15 protein-coding genes are annotated in these 19,948 nt (G+C 39.9%); 11 read left to right on the top strand and 4 right to left on the bottom strand.

Features of this window, described 5'->3' with window-relative positions:
* The first annotated feature begins 106 nt into the window (after nt 1-106).
* Entirely contained in the window at nt 107-3,010 is a 2,904-nt protein-coding gene (locus ADHAQ_RS0104185) for a CHASE domain-containing protein (RefSeq protein ID WP_026461868.1), read from the top strand.
* A gap of 138 nt (nt 3,011-3,148) precedes the next feature.
* Here ADHAQ_RS0104185 and ADHAQ_RS0104180 read toward each other — a convergent pair whose 3' ends face one another.
* On the bottom strand, nt 3,149-3,721 hold the full coding sequence (locus ADHAQ_RS0104180; RefSeq protein ID WP_026461867.1) for a heme NO-binding domain-containing protein: 573 nt from the start codon (nt 3,719-3,721) through the stop codon (nt 3,149-3,151).
* 196 nt (nt 3,722-3,917) lie between these two features.
* Nucleotides 3,918-6,131 (bottom strand): protein-disulfide reductase DsbD family protein, encoded by a 2,214-nt coding sequence (locus tag ADHAQ_RS0104175; RefSeq protein ID WP_034256569.1) that lies wholly within the window; start codon nt 6,129-6,131, stop codon nt 3,918-3,920.
* 204 nt (nt 6,132-6,335) lie between these two features.
* On the opposite strand from ADHAQ_RS0104175, the gene ADHAQ_RS0104170 reads away from it, so the two are divergent.
* From ADHAQ_RS0104170 to ADHAQ_RS0104135, 6 genes are all read left to right on the top strand, one after another.
* Nucleotides 6,336-7,652: a hemolysin family protein gene (locus tag ADHAQ_RS0104170; protein WP_034256567.1), complete on the top strand. Its 1,317-nt coding sequence runs from the start codon at nt 6,336-6,338 to the stop codon at nt 7,650-7,652.
* Nucleotides 7,653-7,900: 248 nt separating this feature from the next.
* Entirely contained in the window at nt 7,901-8,902 is a 1,002-nt protein-coding gene (locus ADHAQ_RS0104165; RefSeq protein ID WP_034256565.1) for a sugar phosphate isomerase/epimerase family protein, read from the top strand.
* A gap of 58 nt (nt 8,903-8,960) precedes the next feature.
* On the top strand, nt 8,961-9,764 hold the full coding sequence (locus ADHAQ_RS0104160; RefSeq protein WP_026461863.1) for an NIPSNAP family protein: 804 nt from the start codon (nt 8,961-8,963) through the stop codon (nt 9,762-9,764).
* A gap of 321 nt (nt 9,765-10,085) precedes the next feature.
* Entirely contained in the window at nt 10,086-10,847 is a 762-nt protein-coding gene (locus ADHAQ_RS0104150; protein ID WP_026461862.1) for an MBL fold metallo-hydrolase, read from the top strand.
* 126 nt (nt 10,848-10,973) lie between these two features.
* Nucleotides 10,974-11,417: a DUF5655 domain-containing protein gene (locus ADHAQ_RS24455; RefSeq protein ID WP_051359696.1), complete on the top strand. Its 444-nt coding sequence runs from the start codon at nt 10,974-10,976 to the stop codon at nt 11,415-11,417.
* Between the two features lie 221 nt (nt 11,418-11,638).
* Nucleotides 11,639-11,911: a GNAT family N-acetyltransferase gene (locus ADHAQ_RS0104135; protein WP_026461861.1), complete on the top strand. Its 273-nt coding sequence runs from the start codon at nt 11,639-11,641 to the stop codon at nt 11,909-11,911.
* Here the strand turns inward: ADHAQ_RS0104135 and ADHAQ_RS0104130 are convergent.
* Complete coding sequence (locus ADHAQ_RS0104130; RefSeq protein WP_026461860.1) at nt 11,908-13,890, bottom strand: tetratricopeptide repeat-containing sensor histidine kinase; 1,983 nt, start codon at nt 13,888-13,890, stop codon at nt 11,908-11,910. The two genes, ADHAQ_RS0104135 and ADHAQ_RS0104130, sit on opposite strands and share 4 nt — an antisense overlap.
* A 251-nt stretch (nt 13,891-14,141) precedes the next feature.
* On the opposite strand from ADHAQ_RS0104130, the gene ADHAQ_RS0104125 reads away from it, so the two are divergent.
* The 4 genes from ADHAQ_RS0104125 (at nt 14,142) to ADHAQ_RS0104105 (ending at nt 18,323) form a co-directional block, all read left to right on the top strand.
* A complete protein-coding gene (locus ADHAQ_RS0104125; protein ID WP_026461859.1) occupies nt 14,142-14,432 on the top strand; it encodes an Rdx family protein in 291 nt (96 codons plus the stop codon).
* A 125-nt stretch (nt 14,433-14,557) separates the two neighbouring features.
* A complete protein-coding gene (locus ADHAQ_RS0104120) occupies nt 14,558-16,168 on the top strand; it encodes a M1 family metallopeptidase (RefSeq protein ID WP_245590571.1) in 1,611 nt (536 codons plus the stop codon).
* 95 nt (nt 16,169-16,263) lie between these two features.
* Complete coding sequence (locus ADHAQ_RS0104115) at nt 16,264-16,800, top strand: FUSC family protein (protein WP_084523729.1); 537 nt, start codon at nt 16,264-16,266, stop codon at nt 16,798-16,800.
* A 266-nt stretch (nt 16,801-17,066) separates the two neighbouring features.
* Nucleotides 17,067-18,323 carry a zinc dependent phospholipase C family protein gene (locus ADHAQ_RS0104105; RefSeq protein ID WP_051360145.1) on the top strand — a complete coding sequence of 419 codons (1,257 nt, stop codon included), beginning with the start codon at nt 17,067-17,069 and terminating at the stop codon, nt 18,321-18,323.
* 45 nt (nt 18,324-18,368) lie between these two features.
* On the opposite strand, the gene ADHAQ_RS0104100 is transcribed toward ADHAQ_RS0104105, so the two are convergent.
* Nucleotides 18,369-19,928, bottom strand: coding sequence for an HTTM domain-containing protein (locus tag ADHAQ_RS0104100; RefSeq protein ID WP_245590570.1), 1,560 nt, complete (start codon nt 19,926-19,928; stop codon nt 18,369-18,371).
* Nucleotides 19,929-19,948 lie beyond the last annotated feature (20 nt).

The following is a 19,948-nucleotide window of genomic DNA, read 5'->3' as shown; positions in this document are numbered from 1 at the left end:
TAAGCTAAATTTAGAGCTATTTTGAAAGCTGATTTAATAATTATATTGTTGTATTCTTGTAGGTGTTAGTATATAAAATAATTCTACCTCCGGTTTTTAATTATTCATGTTTAAAAAAATAGGGCAGTTTTTACGGGCACAATTTACAGCTTTAGTTGTTTTCGTTGCCTGTATGTGTATTACAGTATTTGGTTATTTCTACTTAAAAGAAAAGGCCCGGAAGCATAATGAGGTAGTTTTTGCTAATGTTATTCGTCAAACAAAAGAAGTATTAGTTAGACGAATAAATAACCATATTCAGATTCTGAAAGGCGGAAAAGGGCTCTTTTTAGCCTCTGATAGTGTAAGCCGGGAAAATTGGCGCGATTATGTAAATTCGGTAGAGCTACAGAAAATTTTTCCAGGACTGCAGGGTATTGGTTTTTCCAAGGTGATTAAACCCGCTGATTTAGAAAAACACATCCAGGATATTAAGGCAGAAGGTTTTCCGGATTACACGGTTACGCCGGTTGGTCCACGTTCTGTTTATACTTCAATTCTTTACATAGAACCATTTACAGGGAACAACCTGCTGGCATTTGGATACGACATGTTTAGCGATCCTACGCGTAGAAAAGCCATGGAACTAGCCCGCGATACCGGGAAACCTGCCATTACCGGTCGGGTATCTTTAGTTCAGTCGGGGTATAATAAACAGGAGCCAGCTTTTCTGATTTATATGCCGGTATATAAAGGAACCGCCTTGCCAGCAACCATAGCCGAAAGGCGGGAATTACTAATTGGCTATGTATATTTCCCGTTTCGAGCCCGGAATCTAATGGATGTTATGTTTTTCCGGAACTATAGTACTGTAGATATAGATATTTATGATGGCACCTCCTTAACTCCTGAGAACCTGCTCTATGATAAACATACAGAAACCGGGGATATATCTGATGAGGAAGCTGCTTATCACCAGGTAGAGCCGTTGCAAGTACTAAACCGAACCTGGAGCATCCGGTACAGGAGCTTACCTAATTTTAATGCAGGCGAATACAATTTAGCAAATTTGCTTTTGGGAGGTGGTACATCTATTAGTTTCCTTTTGTTTTTTGCGGTGTGGTCCGTTTCTAAACTAAGACGGTCTAACCGCTTACGGCAAACCATTACCAATAATGCCACTTCTGCTCTTTTTATGATGGATGCCCAAGGATACTGCACCTTTATGAATCCGGCAGCAGCAGAAATGACAGGCTTTACTTTTGAGGAAATACGGCAAAAGCCCCTGCATTATATGATCCATCATCGTCGGGCTGATGGGTCATTTTATCCAATGGAAGAATGTCCGATTGACCGGGCTTTGCCAACCAATAATGATGTAAGAGCTCATGAAGATGTATTTATTCGTAAGGATGGTTCTCTTTTTCAGGTTACCTGTGCGGCTCGTCCTATATTTGAATCGGGCACTCCTGTAGCTACAGTAGTAGAGGTCCGGGATATTACCGAAGAACGAAAAACCCAAATGGCTTTTCTGGAAAGTGAAAGCCGTTTCCAGACCATGGCCGATAGTGCCCCGGTAATGATTTGGATCAGCGATACCAACTCGCAGTGTATTTATGTAAACAAGCAATGGACTACATTTACCGGCCAAACGTTAGAAGAAGCCACCGGAAATGGTTATCAGAAGGTAATTCATCCGGATGATTTGTTAGTTGCCAAAAAAGATTATTTACAGGCACTCAAAAATCAAACGATTTTTCAGCAAGACTATCGTATTCAGGGAAAAGATGGTACTTACCGATGGATGGCATCAACAGCCACTCCCAGGTTTAACGCCAGCGGTGAGTTTTTAGGTCATATTGGCTCCATAGTAGATATAACCGAGCGAAAAGAAGCTGAAAGAAAAATCAAAGAAAATGCAGCTCTCTTACAGCGGATTTTTTTAGAAGTGCCGGCTTCCGTAGCCTTAGTACGCGCGTCTGATCAGGTTTATGTTTTAGCCAATGCCCGATATAATGAGCTGCACGGGAATAGAGAGTTGTTATACAAAAATATCAGGCACGCCCACCCGGACCTGGAAGGACAAGGATTTTTTGAAACAATTGAAGGAGTAATTTCGAGTAGAAAAGCCTTTGTTGGCAATGAAATGCCTGCCACTATTGAAAATTTAGGTGTAAGCAGGTCAGGGTATTTTAATGTTGTTTTTCAGCCTTTATTTGCCGAGGAAGGACACGTAGCGGCTGTTTTATTATTTATCATTGATGTAACAGAACTAGTAGAAAGCCGCCAAAAGCTACAGCACACGATTGGGGAGCTTCGCCGGACAAATGCCGAATTGCGACGAACAAATACAGACCTGGATAATTTTGTTTATACAGCTTCGCACGATTTAAAAGCACCTATTGCTAATCTGGAAGGGCTAACCAATGATATAGAATTTACTTTCCGGGACAGGATGGAGTCGGAAGATAAATATTTATTAGAATTGCTGACCGACTCTATTCATAAGCTTAAACGAACGGTTAACGATCTTACAGATATTACCAAGGTGCAGAAAGACCTGGATATAAATGAAGAAGTAATCAGCTTTGATGAGATGTATGAAGACATTAAAGGAGATTTAAAAGGTCAGATTTTAACCAGCAAAGCCATTATAAAAACAGATTTTGCTGTGCCGGAAATTATATATGCCCGGAAGAATCTGCGGAGCATTATGTATAATTTAATTTCTAATGCTATTAAATACCGATCTCCGGAAAGAGTACCTGAAGTAACTGTTTCTACAGAGGTAGCAGGAGGTTTTATTCGGTTCACCGTTAAAGATAATGGTCTGGGTATTCGGGATGATCAACAACATAAGCTTTTCTCTATGTTTAGAAGAGTACATACCCATGTAGATGGTAGTGGTATCGGTCTTTATATAGTGAAAAGAATTGTAGAAAATAATGGAGGCAAAATAGTGCTCGAAAGCGAAGAAAATAAAGGTTCTGTCTTTTCTATTTATTTAAAAAGAACCGCGGCTAAAGCTTAAACAAAGCCGATAAGCCTAAATGAAAATCAGGCTAGCCAACAAACCAATGAAAGGTTGCTGATTAGCCTGCTTTTATTTTTATAAATTTGCTTTTTACTAAAAGGAAACCAGGATAATAAATTGATCTTGTACAGCTTTTTAATTAAGAAAGTCTACTTTTATTTGTACTTGCTCCTCACTTTCGTGAGTTAAACGAGTTACCTTCACCGTATCACTTTCCTGGTAATAATTAGCGATTCCTTTTATTATACCCACAGCTACTCCCGCCATTCTACGTTTAGAATAATAATCAACTAACAATTGCTTTTCGCCTACCTTCTTTATTTGTAAAATGGGTGGACTAGTTCTGCCATCTTGTTGTTTTACCGCCCCATGGAAAGTGCTTTCTGTATTTAGCAGCATGTTATAAGTAGTCCATTCCGGATTAATGAATTTATTATACATTAATAACAAATCCGGTACCAGGTACTCACCAAACTTTTCCGTTAAATCGTATGCCGGAATACCCGTCATTGTAGAAGCAGCAGTTACAATAGCATAAATTTCTTGCGTCGGATACATTTCATCTATTTTATAAGGGGCATGGTCTATACCAGCCGCCTCCAATAATTTTATCCAGGTACTGTAGTCGTAAGTGCCTTCTACAAATCGTTTAAGTAAAATGTAAATTGACCCATGCATCCGGTCTACTGCAATACTTTCTTCTTTCATATTTGGGTGTTCAATATAAGTTATTTATTCTCTTATAAACCGTAAGTAAATGTTAAATAATAGGAATTCCGCCCTTTAAATTTTAACTAAATACTGGTGGTTTACTTTTCTGATTATTAACTCTTCTCAATTATGCTGCCACTTTAAAAAATCAGTGAACAGAAAAGAAGAGATAGTGATAAATGATAAAACTCTTTTATTTGATAGTGTATTTGGAATGATATTGTTGAATACCCGCATCTAAAAAAGTAACAAAATCCTTTACCTTTAAATTATAAGCCATAGGAGCTACTAAGGGTTGTTCAGTAGCAGGGTCCATAATTATATAAAAAGGCTGGGCGTTATTTTTAAACTTAGTTATTTGGTAATCAGCATTTTTCTTCCCGATAGTACGCTTTTCTTTCTGGTCATAAACTGATACGTACCACTCTTGCCGGGGTAATTCCGCTTTATCATCTACATATAACGCTACCACTACATAATCGTTCTTTAACCGTTGCAAAACTGCCGGGTCAGACCAAACATTGGCTTCCATTTCGCGACAGTTTACACAAGCATGCCCGGTAAAATCAATGAACAAAGGCTTGTTTTGTGCCTGAGCACAACGTTTAGCCTGTTCTAAATCAAAAAAGCCCTGTAACTGGTGGGGCAATTTAAGAAAATCAGCATATTTGGGCGTTTCACAGCGTTCATCAGCTTTGAAGCTAATATTTCCCTCATTATTTAAACTACTTTCGTTGTTCAGAGAGGTTAAATCAAAATCCAGAGACGATTGAGGCGGTAAATACCCGGCCAATCTTTTTAAGGGTGCTCCAAACAAACCCGGTATCAGGTAAACTACAAAAGCAAAAACCAGGATAGCCAGAAGAATACGGGGCACACTAATAAATTTAAGATCACTATCGTGAGAAAATTTTAATTTGCCTAATAAATAAAAACCAAGTAGCGTAAAAATAACAATCCAAAGTCCCAGGTAAATTTCCCTATCTAAAATACCCCAATGATACGCTTGGTCGGCCATACTCAAAAACTTAAGGGATAAGGCTAATTCAATAAACCCCAGGCATACTTTAACACTATTTAGCCAGCCACCCGATTTAGGCAAACTCTTTAATAAAGACGGGAAAGCAGCAAATAAGGTAAATGGCAGCGCAAAAGCCGAAGAATAGGCCAGCATGCCCATTATGGGTTTTAATGTTTCGCCGCCCGCCGACGAGACTAAAAGGCTGCCAACCAAGGGGCCTGTACAAGAAAAGGAAACTAAGACTAAGGTAAAGGCCATAAAGAATATGCCATACCAGCCGCCCTTATCGGCTTGCGCATCCGCTTTATTTACAAACGAACTGGGTAAGGTAATTTCAAACAAGCCCAGGAACGACATCCCAAATAACAGGAATATCAGGAAAAACAACATGTTGGGTAGCCAATGCGTGCTAATAAAATTGGCAGCTTCCGGACCGGCTAGTTTAGAGAAAAGCGTACCTATTAGGGTATATGTAAAAACAATAGATAACCCATAAATAAAAGCTTTAAATATGGCCTGTCCTTTATTAGAGCTATTGCCGGTAAAAAAAGAGACCGTCATGGGCACCATGGGAAATACGCACGGGGTAAGTAAAGCCAATAAACCCGTTAAAAAAGCAACTAGCATAAAGCCCAATAAATCAGGATTATTGTCAGCTACGTTAGCACCCGCATAAGTTGGTGCGGTTAATGTTGTGGATGCAGAATCAGGTTTCAGGTTTGTACTGGCCAATGCCCCGGCTTTTTGGGCTGAATCGGCCCGAGCAGCATCTACCTCTGCAATAATGTTCTGAAAAACAGGATCATCAGCTAAAACCCCATTCTCCTCTAAATTAGTAGCTGGTGAAGGAGTTGTTGTTGCAGTAGCAACCTGTTCTACTGGGCCAGGAGGAGTAACTGCTGCAACGCCATTAACTTTTATCTGATCAAAAACAAAGTTATCGTCGAAAGCAATGCATTTGCCGTCTTTGTCTGTACACACCTGGTATTCATAACTACCCTTGATTGTCAAATCTGGACTTAAGATTTTTATTTTTTGGCGGAACTGTGCGGTTTTGGTAAAATAAGTGTACTCGCCACCAAAAACTTTATCAAACTTTTTTTTCGGGTTTATGGGTATTATCTTTCCTACTAAAGCATAAGAAGGGTGTTTTTGAAATGTAAAGGTGGTAACGGTTGGGCCCAGATCCGGGTCAAAATCGCTGGAATATAAATACCAATCCGGATGTATGGTAACATTAAAAACTAATTCAACCTCCTCATTTACCTTTGCTTCGTTCCGGGTTACATCGTAACTCCAGCGGGCAGGTTGCAGAATTTGAGCCACGGCTGCTAAGTGGCTTATACTTAACAATAAAATCAGCCATACAATTTTTTGGAATTTCATTACTCAGTCCGCTTTTGCGGTGTAGGATCATTACTATTACAAAATAACGAATTAAAACCCGTAAAACTTATTTTTTGTAAATCCATATAATACTATTTGCTAATATGGAGCAGAACTAAGCCGTAATCCTTTGAATATATTTCCTTAATGATATCTTTGGGGTTTATTAGGCTAAGGCACGCCGCTCCTTGCAATTGCGAAACTATGATTCTGAATATATTATTAACAATACTCCTGGTTTTCCTCAACGGTTTTTTTGTGGCTGCCGAATTTGCAATAGTAAAAGTTCGGGCTTCCCAGATGGAGTTGCGGGCCCAAACCGGTAACAGGCTGGCAAAAATTGCATTAAAAATGATAAATAATCTGGATGCTTATTTATCGGCTACCCAATTAGGCATTACCCTGGCCAGTTTGGGCTTAGGTTGGATAGGGGAAAGCGTTGTGGCAGAAATTGTTATCAAAATTATGCATGCCTTTGGTTTTGCCGGTGATGCTGATCTGGCGCATAAAATAGCCATTCCAATTGCTTTTGCAGTTATTACGGTTTTACATATTGTTTTTGGCGAGTTGGCACCCAAATCTCTGGCCATTCAGCGCTCGGAAGCTACTAGTATAGCCATATCCATTCCATTACAATTCTTTTATTTTCTTTTCCGACCATTAATCTGGTTTATGAATGGATTCTCTAATTTGGTTTTACGGGCTATTGGCATTACGCCTATACATGGTTCGGAGGCGCATAGCTCGGAAGAACTTCGTTTGATATTTGAACAGAGTAGGGAGAGTGGCGCTTTTCAGGATTCTCAGCACGTTTTGATAGAAAACGTTTTTGAGTTTAATGACCGGATGGTGAAGCAGATTATGGTGCCTCGTACCAAGTTATGTGCCTTAGACCTGGAGTCCACAGAAGACAAAATCCTGGATTTGGTTTTTACCGAGGGGTATTCCCGTATTCCTGTTTATCGCGAAACCATTGATAATATTGTAGGTATTCTGTATGTAAAAGATCTTTTGATTGTTATCCGGCGCAATGAGCCTATTAACCTGGAAAAATTAATACGACCGGCCTATTTTGTGCCCGAGACCAAAAAAATTAACCGCTTGCTGCAGCATTTTCAGGCCAACCACTTGCACATGGCTATTGTGTCTGACGAATTTGGTGGGGTGTCGGGTATTGTAACCATGGAAGACATTATGGAAGAGCTGGTAGGCGAAATTCAGGATGAATACGATGAAGAAGTGCCGGTAGTGGAAAAGTTATCTGACTTTGAATTTAAGGTAAGTACCGCTGCTTCTATCCTGGATGTAAATGATTTTCTTCCTTTTCCGTTGCCGGAAGGCGAAGATTACGAAACCGTGGGAGGCTTAATTAATGTTATTTACGGTACAATACCAGAGATAGGCGATACTACTGTTTATAATGAATATGAGTTTAAGGTACTTGAGAAATCGCAGCGCAATATTGAGTCTGTTTTATTAAAAGTTACCGAAGATAATCAGAGCGAAGAGGTAGTAAAATAAAGTTAGTTTAAGCTACTTTCTATACCCACTTTCGCGTAAACCTTAAATTGGACCGTGCAGATAATCCAGCGCTAAAGCAACTTGGCTATGTTAGTTCCGGAAAATTATTAGATTAATATTCTGAATGCTGAGTCAACCTTTGGACCGATAAAGTTCACTTTTGGTAAAGGTGCATAAAAGCCTATACTAAAAGCTATACATAACCTATCTTTTAAATTCTTTTTGATCCCGTAATAATCCTTAACTACATGGAAGAAGAAGTTCCTGTTTCATCCAGAAGAGAATTTATAGCCAAGACCTTACTGGCTACGGCAGGGATGGCATTCCCTATTATAACCACCGAAGCCGGAAAATCGACTAATATTATTACACATAGAGTATCTTCAGGCGCAGATGAACCAATGAAGGTTTGTATTTTCTCTAAGCAAATGCATTGGTTAGGATATGAGGCCATGGCCCAAACCGCCGCCCAAATAGGCTTTGATGGCATAGATTTAACGGTAAGGCCAGATGGGCATGTGAAACCGGAGCATGTGGAAACAGAGTTGCCGAAAGCTATAGCTGCAATTCATAAGGCTGGGCTTTCGGTGCCCATGATTACAACCAAAATTACGGATGCAAAAGACCCATTGACCGAGCCCATTCTTAAAACGGCCAGCCAATTGGGTGTTAAATATTACCGCCTCGGATACCTGCCTTATCCTGATGGCGTGCCTATGGAAACAACCCTCCAGAAGTATAAGCAACAATTAAAAGCCTTGGCTGACCTTAACCGGAAGTATAACATTCAGGGGGCTTATCAGAACCATTCCGGCACGGATGTAGGTGCTCCGGTTTGGGACTTGTGGTACCTGATAAAAGAAATGGACCCGCGCTGGATGGGGAGCCAATATGATATTAAACACGCCACATTAGAAGGCGGGTTTTCCTGGCCTTTAGGATTTAAAGCTATTCAGTCTCATATTAAGACGTTGGATATAAAAGATTTCTTCTGGATAAAGAAAAATGGGAAATGGGATATTCAATACACCCCCTTGGGAGAAGGAATGGTAGATTTTAAAAAGTTCTTTGCCCTCGTAAAGCAATATAATATAAGCGGACCTATTTCGCTGCATCTGGAATACCCCTTAGGCGGTGCCGATACCGGAGCCAGAAAATTAACGGTACCGGAATCTACCGTAATTGAAGCCATGCGGAAAGACTTAACCACCTTAAGAGGCTGGCTTAAAGAAGCCCAATTATCAGGTTAAAAGTAAAAAAACAGCTGAAAAGTAAACTTGCCAAATATTTAGTTTATTTTTAAGCCTTATGAAAAGACGCAACTTTGTAAAAACATCCTTGTTGGCGGGTACGTTAGCAGGAACTATGTCGCAGACAAGTTTAGGAAATAATCTTGCAGATACACAACAAAAATCAACCCCGGAATTTTACGAATTGCGGGTGTATAGTTTAAAAAACAGCACACAGCAACAGCTTGTAGAAAATTACTTTGCGCAAGCCGCTATACCTGCCCTAAATAAATTCGGTAGTAAAAATATTGGGGTATTTAAAGAATTACAGCCAGAAGGGCAAAGTAAAATATATATTTTAATACCTTATAGCTCGGTAGAAAACTTTATTAAAATGCCGGCTAAACTGGCTGCCGATGCCACCCATAACAAAGCAGGCGCCGCTTATTTAAATGCTCCAGCTACCGAACCAGCCTATGAACGCATGGAGAGTTCATTGATGGAAGCCTTTGCCGGAATGCCCCGTTTATTTGTGCCAGAGAAAAAGTCGCGCATATTTGAATTACGTCGGTACGAAAGCCACAGCGAGGTAGCCGGAAAAAAGAAGATCGACATGTTTAACAATGTAGGCGAATTAGCTATTTTTAAGCGGGTTGGGTTAACTCCGGTATTCTTTGGCGAAACCATTATTGGCGAAATGCGCCCGAACTTAACATACATGCTTACCTTCGATGATATGGCTGAACATGATGCAAACTGGAAAGCTTTCGGTGGTGATCCGGAGTGGCAAAGAATTAGAACTTTGCCGGATTATTTAGATGCTAAGATTGTGTCCCGAATAACCCGAACCTTTCTGACACCAACTGCATCCTCTCAGATATAATAAAATTATTGCCAAAGGCCATTCTAGTAGGAATGGCCTTTTGTTTAACTGCTACCAGTATGGCTAACAGAATTATTCAATTACCGGATAAGTTTGGTTTCCGTGCCTGACCTAAACTTTTTTTGCCTGATGAAAAGTAGGACCATTAATAATTGGGAATTACCTTAACCAATAGAATCCAAATAAAATAATTTTGCCTCAGGCAATAGCGGAGCTGCTACTTTTAGGAATACAAAGTGCCTAAGATTTAATCTGGTAAATTATTTGAATTTAAATAAACCTTTAACTATATAATTGTTTACTTCTTAAACAGCTATAACTATGAAAATTAAAAACATCCTGTTCCTGCTTTTAGTTTTTACTTATTACTCGGCCATAGCGCAACTACCAGCTCCCGATCAATTAGATACCAAAAATGGGAAACTAGTTATTCAGCCCATTCAGCACGGTACAGTAGCTTTTAAATGGAATAACAAAACTATTTTTGTGGATCCTTATGGCGGGACCCAGGGCTTTGCCGGGCTAGGCGATCCGGATTTGATTCTGCTAACCGATATTCACGGCGACCACTTAGACTTCAAGACGTTAGAAGGCATAAATACAGCTAAAGCCGTAATTGTAGCACCCCAAGCCGTTGCCGAAAAATTAACTGATAACCTGAAGAAGAAATTAGTTGTTTTGAAAAATGGCGACAAAACAACCCAATTAGGTATTCAGATTACTGCCGTGCCCATGTATAATTTGCCGGAAGCACCCGATGCCATGCACGTGAAAGGCCGGGGTAACGGCTATATTTTAAATATGGGCGGTAAAAATGTGTACTTATCCGGCGATACGGAGGATACTCCGGAAGTTCGAGGGTTAAAAAATATTGATGTAGCTTTTCTGAGCATGAACCTGCCTTACACCATGGATGTGAACCAGGCGGCTCAGGCGGTGCTGGCTTTTAGACCAAAAATCGTTTACCCGTATCACTACCGTGGTCAGGGCGGGTTGAGCGATGTAGAAAGTTTTAAGAAACAGGTAAACGCCGATAATAAAGAAATTGAAGTAAGGTTACGGAACTGGTATCCAAATAACTAACTGTTCCTGATTTAAAACAAAACAACCACCAACTGGAAAGTTTAGCAATTGGTGGTTGTTTTGTTTTAGTAATAGCTTATTTTTTTGCTGGTCTGCCAGAATAAATAATTATATACAAAGTAAATCATGTGGGTTTGCCCCAACTGTCAGCACCGTTTCTTACACACCAACCAGGGGCATTCGTGCAACGACAAATCGGTAGCCGATTTTACCAAAGGTAAAACTACCCATACGCTGGAGCTCTTCCACCATTTTTTAGAGGAGTACCAAAAAATTGGGGATTTTATATTGCACCCAGCTAAATCCCGAATTGCATTAGCTAAGAATACCCGCTTTTGCTCCATCAACCAATTAGGAAAAGATTTTATACATTTTGTTTTTCAGTTTAGCCAGCCTTACCACGAAAACTTTTGCTTTATAAAGGTTTCGCAACTACCGGGTACCAACACCTGGAACCATCATTGTCGCATTTACAGTAAGGATGATTTAAATGAGGAGGTGCGTAAGTTTATGCAGTTGGCGTATGAGCAGGATGCCAAGAAAACAGGTATACCCAAAAATACCCAGTAAATCAAAACAGCTGCTCCTATTGTCAGTTTTAAAGCAATTCAATTAAAAAATCCGCTATTCGGTTTTATTAACTATTCCTTTTATACGCTGGGGTAAAGAGCTTAAATTTTTAAAGTTATTGGTATAGAAGCCATAAGTTATGGTGCCAGATATATCTTCTTCGGCTACCAGGCATCCATCCCATCCCAAAACCGTACAGCAACAAAGTAAATACAGTTGCCATGGAAGTTATTCACGATAAAGAAGATCTGCGTTTTTACGCCGATATAGAAGGAGAGGAAGCCGAATTGACCTATAGTTATCCGGAAGCGGATGTGTTGGATTTGGATTATACGTTTGTGCCGGAAGCTGCCCGTAATAAAGGCTGGGCTGATAAATTAGTAAAAGCCGGGTTAGAATTTGCTCGGGAAAATAACCTGAAAGTAATACCGTCCTGCCCGGTGGTGGAGGCCTATGTAAAACGGCATCCTGCCTACCAGGACCTGATTATTTAATTTTGTTCAGTGTAAGGCAACCGGACCGTAAATCGGGTACCCTTGTGTAGTTCGCTTTCTACCTGAAGGTCGCCTCCGTGGCGGTTTACCAAGTCCAGGCATATCATTAAACCTATACCTGTTCCAAGCTCATTTTGGGTACCTCTGGTAGAGAAGTACTTTTTATTTTTAATGTTTTGGATGTGCTCTTTGGTCATGCCTATCCCTTCATCCTCAATCTGAATAAGAATGGCTTTAGACGCTTCTACCAGGGAATTTAGCTTTACTTTACCATTGGTTTTGGTAAACTTTAGTGAGTTTGAAAGCAGGTTCCTGAAAATTACCTTAAGCATTTCTTTGTCTCCCAAAACCGCTAAATTGGGGGCTACTTCATTCAGGATGCTAATCTTTTTCTCCAGCACCGGTATTTCCTGTTCCTGAATGATATCCTCCAATAAACTTTTTAAGTCCGTTCTCCTTAACTCAATGGTGCCCTGCATCTGGCTTTTCATCCAGAATAATAAACTGTCCAGTAGGGAAAGGGAGCGGCCGTATTGTTTTTCTAATTCTGATAGTAAATGCAATGTATTGGTGTTACTTAATACACCTTCCTGAATAACCTGTAACAAACCTTTCGTGTTTACCAGAGGGAGCCTCAGATCATGCGAAATAATAGAAATTAGTTTATTTTTTAAGAGGATAGCCTCTTCTAACCGGGTATTTTGTTTTAAAATAGCTTGGTTTAATTCGTTTAGCTGGGCAGCATTTGCCTCAATCACTTCGTTTTTATTTTTTAATTCTTTACTGTATAATTTGGCTTTCTGATAATTTTTATACCACATAAAGGCCACGAATGATATTATGATTAGCCCCAGGATTACCAGGAACAGAATAAAATAAGATACTTCTGCTTTGTGTCTGGCTTCAACGGCTTGTTTCTCATAGCCTAGTTGTTCTTCCTGTTTCTGCTTCAGCATATCCAGAAAATCTATGGCATAGGTTCTTTCTTTTTCGAAAAGGGTTTCCTGGGCTTTTATTAAAGCTTCCTGCATTTCTGCCACCCGGACATAATCTTGCTGTTTTTTATATAAACCTGCCAGGTTTTTAAAGGTTGCAATCTCCAGTTGCATCGCCGAAATAGCCTGGGCATCCTGTAAGGCAGCAGTGGCTAAGGCAATGGCTTCTGGCAGGTTTCCTTCCTGAGCGGTAACCTCTGATAATTTATTTTGGGTAAGCGAAAGACCATACCTATCATTTTTCTGCTGATCCAGAGTTAAGGCTACTTTAAGGTAAGCGCTGGCCTGTCGCAAATTATGCCGGGCCAGGTGGAGTAAGCCCAAATTGTAATTAGACTTTTTGGAGCCGTAGTGGTAATTATTTTTTTTACTTTCCTGAAGCGCTTCCTCCAAATACTGTTCTGCTGCCTTTACATCTTGCTGCTGCAGGTTTATTAAACCCAGGTAATTTTTAATATTTATGACATCCTCGGCGCGGTGCAACTGCACATAGTTACTCATGGCTTCTTTAAAAATAACTTCAGCCTCTTCCAGCTTATTCATTTCCATTAAAGCGTTGCCAATTTGCTGATTTGCCCGGGCAATGTTAAAAGTATCCTTGATGGTTTTGCTTATCTCCAGAGCCTTATAATATAAAGACAAAGCCCTTTTAGAATACCCATTTTGATGAAAAATACCTGCTTCGTATAAAAGTGAGGTGGCTTCGCCTTTAGAGTATTTATAATGAATAGCCAGGTTGGCAGAGGTATTCAATAACGTGAGGGCTTTATCTACGTGGTGGCGTTTAACTTCAAAAGCAAGTTCGTTTAAAGAATCAACGGTTTTATAAGCGTGGGTATAAGGATGCAGCTTACTAGGTACTTCATTTTGGGCCCATAACCGGTGATTAGGAGTAAGTAATAGAAATATTGAAAATAAAATAAGTAAAGAATAGGAAATTCTTAGTTTGGGAATGAAAATTAAAGTAGAAGTAAAAGGGCGCATCAAGGGTAAATATATCGGAAAAGATTTATTCTTTTGTTATCCTGATAATCTGGATTAGGATAATAGGAGATTGTTATGAAAGTGATATAAAAAATCTGATAGTTTTGAGCGCAAACCTTTATAACCAAGCTACAAAAATACAAGTTAAACAAAAGAAGTAAAGGCAATAAATAACTTAAATGGTAAGACCTGTTACTTTTTTTAAAGAAAAGAAATAATTTCGGAATTCGTTTTAATTAACGTTAAACAGTATGAATGCTCCAAGAGTAGAAATTAACTATTGTACCCAATGCAGGTGGTTATTGCGGGCAGCCTGGTTAGCCCAGGAGATATTAACCACTTTTGAGGTAGAAATGGGCGAGGTGGCCCTGGTACCGGGTACCGGCGGCGTATTTACTATTTCTCTTAATGGCAAATTGATTTATTCGCGTAAAGAAGAGGGGCGTTTTCCGGAAGCCAAAGAAATAAAACAACTGATTCGCGATCGGATAGCGCCGGATAAGTTTTTGGGCCACAGTGATCGTAAAGATAATGTAGCTTAACCTACGTGGGTAAAATGGTTGATAGCTCTTTATCTGAAATATATTTAAATATCATTAATTTCTTTTAAGCTTAGCTCTTGATTTACAATAACAGTTTATTCCGCTATTTTTTTCTAATAACCTTTTTGGGCTTAACAACTGCCCGGCTACAGGCGCAGGTGCCAGTCTTCACTAAGCAGGATAGCTTACGCGGATCTATTACAGAAGAACGAGCCTGGTGGGATTTAGTCCACTATAATTTAAATATGCACCTAAACCCCGCTGATAGTAGCATTAGAGGTATGAATGCTATTGCTTACCGGGTACTGCAGGAAAAGCAAGTGATGCAGATTGATTTGCAACCACCTATGCGTATTGATAAGATAACGCAGGAAGGTAAATCTTTAACATTTTTCCGGGAGGGCAATGCTTATTTAGTAACCCTGACAGCCCCTCAAAAAATAGGGGCAATCAATAAAGTAGAAGTATTTTATAGTGGAAAGCCCCAGGTAAGTGAACGACCGCCCTGGAGTGGTGGAATAACCTGGAGCAGAGATAAGCAGGGGAATCCGTTTGTGGCTACTTCTTGTCAGGGTGATGGAGCCAGTTTGTGGTGGCCCTGCAAAGACCATATGTACGATGAGCCAGACAGTATGCAAATAAATGTTACAGTTCCCAAGCAGCTGGTTGAGGTATCGAATGGACGATTACGAAAAGTGGTAGACAACCCGGACGGCACCAGAACTTTTTACTGGGCTGTCACTAACCCAATAAATAATTACGGGGTTAATGTTAATCTGGGAGATTATGTTCATTTTTCTGAAGTTTATAAAGGAGAAAAAGGTAACCTGGATTGTCAGTATTATGTGCTGCGGGATAACCTGAGTAAGGCCAAAAAACAATTTAAGGAAGTGCCCCGGATGTTGAAAGCATTTGAGCATTGGTTTGGGCCTTATCCTTTTTATGAAGATGGTTTTAAACTGGTAGAAGTGCCTTATTTAGGTATGGAGCACCAAAGCTCGGTTACGTACGGAAATGGCTATAAGAACGGTTATCTGGGGAATGATTTGAGCTCTACCGGTTGGGGTTTGAAGTTTGATTTTATCATAGTACATGAATCAGGGCACGAATGGTTTGCAAATAATATAACCTATAAGGATGCTGCCGATATGTGGATTCATGAAAGCTTTACGGCTTATTCAGAAACACTTTTCCTGGATTATTACTATGGTAAGAAAGCTGGAAACGAATACGTTATAGGTACCCGTAAAAAAATACATAACGATAGGCCCATTATTGGTTATTACCATGTTAATTATCCTGGCTCCGGCGATATGTATTACAAAGGAGCTAATATGCTACACACTTTACGGCAGCTCATTAATGATGACGATAAATGGCGGAGTATTTTGCGGGGACTGAATAAAGAATTTTATCATCAAACAGTAACCACACAACAAATAGAGAATTACTTGGCTAAACAAGCTAACCTAGATTTAAACGCTTTTTTTAACCAGTACTTGCGCGATGTGCGGGTGCCCAAGCTGGAGTATAAAATAATAAATAATAAAATAGCTTATCGTTGGGCAAATTGCTTGGAAAGCTTTAACATGCCGGTTAAGGTTACAATAAATGGTCAGGAGAAATGGCTGAAGCCCGAAACTACCTGGAAAGAAATAACTGGGTCAAGTACCGGTAAATTTGTGGTAGATGCTAATTTTTATGTGAATAGCAGCCAGGTTAGCTATAACGACTAAGCAGGCTTTGATAATGAAAATTAAAGCTTTATACTTATAAAATTTTGAATAATTAACAGGCAAAACTAAGCTCCAATGCCTTGTTTAAATTAACGATGATCCTACTACCCTCAATGAGCGACCGGAATAAGACCTTAATCATTTACACATTAAAAAATATATCGGGGCTGTTATTGTGTTACGGAATTGCCCGGCTAATTCCCGAAATTGATTATGCCTGGAGTTTAATTTCTGTGGTTTTGGTGTTGTCGCCGGAAGGAAAGGACGCCTTAAACCTTACCAAAACCCGCATAAAAGCCAATATTGTTGGTGGTCTTACTGGTATCCTGATCTTATTAACCCGCGTTCCAAATCCTGTAAATATTTGTGTAGGAGCTGCTATATCTTTGTTTATCTGCGACCGGTTAAAACTGAATGATGCCGCCCGGTCTACTTTAGCCGCCTTAATTATTATTTTACTGCATGAGCCAGGGGTACATCCCTGGGATGCTGCCCTAAGCAGAATAAGTGCTGTTGCCTTTGGTTGTTTGGTAGGTTTAGGCGTATCCCTTGTTTTTCATTCTATTTTCAAAATTAATGCCCCGGTAACCAGTCCCGATCGTCCTCAGCCCAAAGCTCCCAATGAGGCTTGAGATGTTGCCTCTCGTCAGGTTGTAAAATATAATTAGGCGTTGGGAAAATTAAGGTTAGCATTAATCTAATAAGGCTTTCACGATAGTAAATTCCTGATTTACCAAAAGCTGTAGCGATACTTTTTCCCGGCAGAAGTCTTTGAAAAAGAACATAGGTTTAAGCTAATAGTCCAAATCTTAGGTTATGTCCATTTTTGCGGCAAATACGTACTAAAAGTATTTATGCTGATAATCATTCAAATAAGATAAGGAGCGGGAAATTAAATATGAAGCTTACCCCAAAAGTATTTTTGCCATGGGTTATTATAATTTGGATTTTAGGCGGAGTAACTTTTCCGGGCTATGGTTACAGTGTATTAACGCACCAGGCAATTATTGATGTTTCCTGGAGTAAGTCTTTAGAGCCTTTACTGAAAAAAAGGTTTCCGAATGCCACCGAAGAAGAATTGCGAAAAGCCCATGCGCATGCTTATGGTGGGGCCATTATTCAGGATATGGGGTACTATCCTTTTGGGAGTAAGTTTTTTACCAATCTGGTCCACTATGTCCGTACCGGGGACTTTGTGCAGAATTTAATAGCAGAATCTCAGAATTTGGAGGAATATGCTTTTGCTCTGGGCGCTTTAGCACATTATTACGCCGATAATTACGGACATTCAATTGCCACCAATAAATCAGTTCCTTTGGTCTATCCGGAATTAAAAGCGGAATTTGGAAATACTATTACGTACGAGGAGGATCCCATTGCGCACGTTAAGATGGAATTTGGTTTTGATGTGCTTCAGGTGGCACGAGGCAATTATGCGCCAGAGGCGTACCAAAAATTTATTGGGTTTGATGTTAGCAAGGAAGTGCTTGAGCGGGCATTTAGGAAAACGTATGGTTTGGAACTAAAAGAGCAGTTTGTTAGCCTGGATTTAGCCATAAATACCTATCGCCGTTCAGTTAGTACTATTATTCCGGATTTAACCAAAGCCGCCTGGAGTATGAAGCGGAATGATATTCAGGAAGCTAAGCCCGGCATAACCCGACGTAATTATCTTTATCGGTTAAGTAAAGCTGATTTTCAAAAGCAGTGGGGAAAGGATTATCAGAAACCAAATGTGTGGCAGCAATTTCTTAGCTGGACATTTCGGATTTTGCCAAAGGTTGGCCCCCAACGTACTTTTGCTTTTAAGCCGCCTACTCCCGAAGCAGAAAAGTTATTTATGGAAAGTTTTATGACCACCGTAGATAACTACACTACCGGCTTAAATCAGGTTAGAGCTAAAACGTTAAAATTAGAAAATACAGACTTTGATACCGGTAGTAAATCAGAACCTGGTAGTTACAAAAAAGCCGATGAAGCCTATGATCAGCTGGTGCTGAAATTAGCCAAAAATGACTTCAAGGAAATCAGTCAGCCATTGCGGCAAAATATCTTGCGCTACTACGACCGGACTCCTAAACCCGATGCAAATGCTAAGGAAGAAAAGAACCGGGATGAAATTCAGGAGGCTTTGCAGGTGCTTCGGGCAGAATAGAAGTAAAGGTTAAATTTTTATTTAGGTTTGTTAAAAAACCGCTTTCTACCGCGACATGGTTGAGCAGCTGCAAAGAACTTCCCGCATGGGTAACGCTGTTTGATAATTAGGAAGGGATACTTCTTTCATGTAGATCACGTCTAAGGTATTAATTGATTCATTCGGGTGCTCCTCGTTCCAGCGGCGAAGCAGGTAATTGCAGTAATAAGGCCGCATAAAAGCATGCTGAACAAATAAATAATTTTCTGAATATTTTCGCCAGCGATCGTTTTTAAACAGGCTCATTACCGATGCGGGTTTTTGAAAGTCCGGCTCTTCACCTTCCTGGTTTAAGTCTACGTGGCGGTTTTGCGAGGTAATCCCCTCCAAAATATACCAGCCATCATCTTTAAATACGGCTGGAGCAAACATTCCCCAGTATTGATCGATGCGCAGAAAATTTCCGAACCAACGGCTGTTATCATTCATTATTTTGCCGCGATACAGTGCAACATTAGCATTCCACCATACAACGTAAAACAGCAAGAGCAAAACCGTAGTTTCGCGGATAAAACGGGTCCGGGAAGTGGAAAGCCAGGTTGGGCGGTTGAGCTGTATAGAAATAGGGGGTTGCCAACTATTAAAAAAGCTTTTAATATAAAAGCCTATACGGCTGAAATGCGGGAATACTTTTTTATCTAACCAATCCATGGCTACCGGAGGTAGAAAGCCTGCCAAGGATGCAAAATTAATAAGGTAAAAAAGACCAACAAATAACGTTAAACTAATACCAACATGAAAAGAAGTCAATACGCCAACAAATACCAATCGGAAAAAAGTAGTGTAAACAGGTATAAACAAAACCAAGGGTAATAGCAGCTCGGTGTAAAAGGTAAAATGGGTTAAAACCTTCAGCAATTCAGGATAAGGGTAAATTAATCTGCCTCCTGGCATTAAAATCTGATCCAGGCTTAAAGCATAGTATAGGGCGGTTCCTTCTGTGCGCCACTCCGGAGCATTTTTTAACATAGCGGTACAGAAGTACATGATGCATATCTGCAGAATATAGGCGGCCGTAGCAATGCTTACGTAAGGCTCGGGCCGTGCAGGAGTTTCTTTTTTACGCAGGGTATCTAAAGAATAATATTTACCCCAAGGCATAAACATGGCCCAGAAAAGCAACATCCGTAATAAATCATCGCCCCCCTGAGAAATAAGGGTGTTGCGGTTGTGGAGTGAAACCATTAAAATCCAGGAAACAATAGTTACTAATCGGGTTTTGTAGCCAATTAATAAAAGGAAGGCAAATAAGGCCGCAATACCAAATAATACAGCTTGTACCTGCCACAGGCCGCTAAGGGTGTGGAAAGAAATGTAATATGGGTTCCAGGTATGTTGAAATAAAACATGCAGCGGGAGCACACCCATATTAGAGTAATGAGCTTCCAGGTCAGTAGCTCTAATAACTAAATCGGTAATAATAATAGCGGCTACCCAAATGCGCATAAATGCCAGGGCACGCAGATCAACAGAAAATATTTTTTGAAAATATTGTAAAAGAAGCTTCATAGCCGGAACCTGGGAAATTGTTTGTAAAAATAAAAAGGCAAAGTACAATACGTGCACTTTGCCTTTTTATTTTTACA

The organism is Adhaeribacter aquaticus DSM 16391 (genome assembly GCF_000473365.1).
Classification (GTDB): Bacteria; Bacteroidota; Bacteroidia; order Cytophagales; family Hymenobacteraceae; genus Adhaeribacter; species Adhaeribacter aquaticus.
Note: the sequence above shows the minus strand (reverse complement) of the source record. Positions and strands in the feature narration are given on the sequence as shown.

Bases quoted from the DNA above. Each gene is read 5' to 3' on its own strand.
- ADHAQ_RS0104185 (WP_026461868.1), top strand. From the start codon at position 107: ATGTTTAAAAAAATAGGGCAGTTTTTACGGGCACAATTTACAGCTTTA.
- ADHAQ_RS0104180 (WP_026461867.1), bottom strand. From the start codon at position 3,721: ATGAAAGAAGAAAGTATTGCAGTAGACCGGATGCATGGGTCAATTTAC.
- ADHAQ_RS0104175 (WP_034256569.1), bottom strand. From the start codon at position 6,131: ATGAAATTCCAAAAAATTGTATGGCTGATTTTATTGTTAAGTATAAGC.
- ADHAQ_RS0104170 (WP_034256567.1), top strand. From the start codon at position 6,336: ATGATTCTGAATATATTATTAACAATACTCCTGGTTTTCCTCAACGGT.
- ADHAQ_RS0104165 (WP_034256565.1), top strand. From the start codon at position 7,901: ATGGAAGAAGAAGTTCCTGTTTCATCCAGAAGAGAATTTATAGCCAAG.
- ADHAQ_RS0104160 (WP_026461863.1), top strand. From the start codon at position 8,961: ATGAAAAGACGCAACTTTGTAAAAACATCCTTGTTGGCGGGTACGTTA.
- ADHAQ_RS0104150 (WP_026461862.1), top strand. From the start codon at position 10,086: ATGAAAATTAAAAACATCCTGTTCCTGCTTTTAGTTTTTACTTATTAC.
- ADHAQ_RS24455 (WP_051359696.1), top strand. From the start codon at position 10,974: ATGTGGGTTTGCCCCAACTGTCAGCACCGTTTCTTACACACCAACCAG.
- ADHAQ_RS0104135 (WP_026461861.1), top strand. From the start codon at position 11,639: ATGGAAGTTATTCACGATAAAGAAGATCTGCGTTTTTACGCCGATATA.
- ADHAQ_RS0104130 (WP_026461860.1), bottom strand. From the start codon at position 13,890: ATGCGCCCTTTTACTTCTACTTTAATTTTCATTCCCAAACTAAGAATT.
- ADHAQ_RS0104125 (WP_026461859.1), top strand. From the start codon at position 14,142: ATGAATGCTCCAAGAGTAGAAATTAACTATTGTACCCAATGCAGGTGG.
- ADHAQ_RS0104115 (WP_084523729.1), top strand. From the start codon at position 16,264: ATGATCCTACTACCCTCAATGAGCGACCGGAATAAGACCTTAATCATT.
- ADHAQ_RS0104105 (WP_051360145.1), top strand. From the start codon at position 17,067: ATGAAGCTTACCCCAAAAGTATTTTTGCCATGGGTTATTATAATTTGG.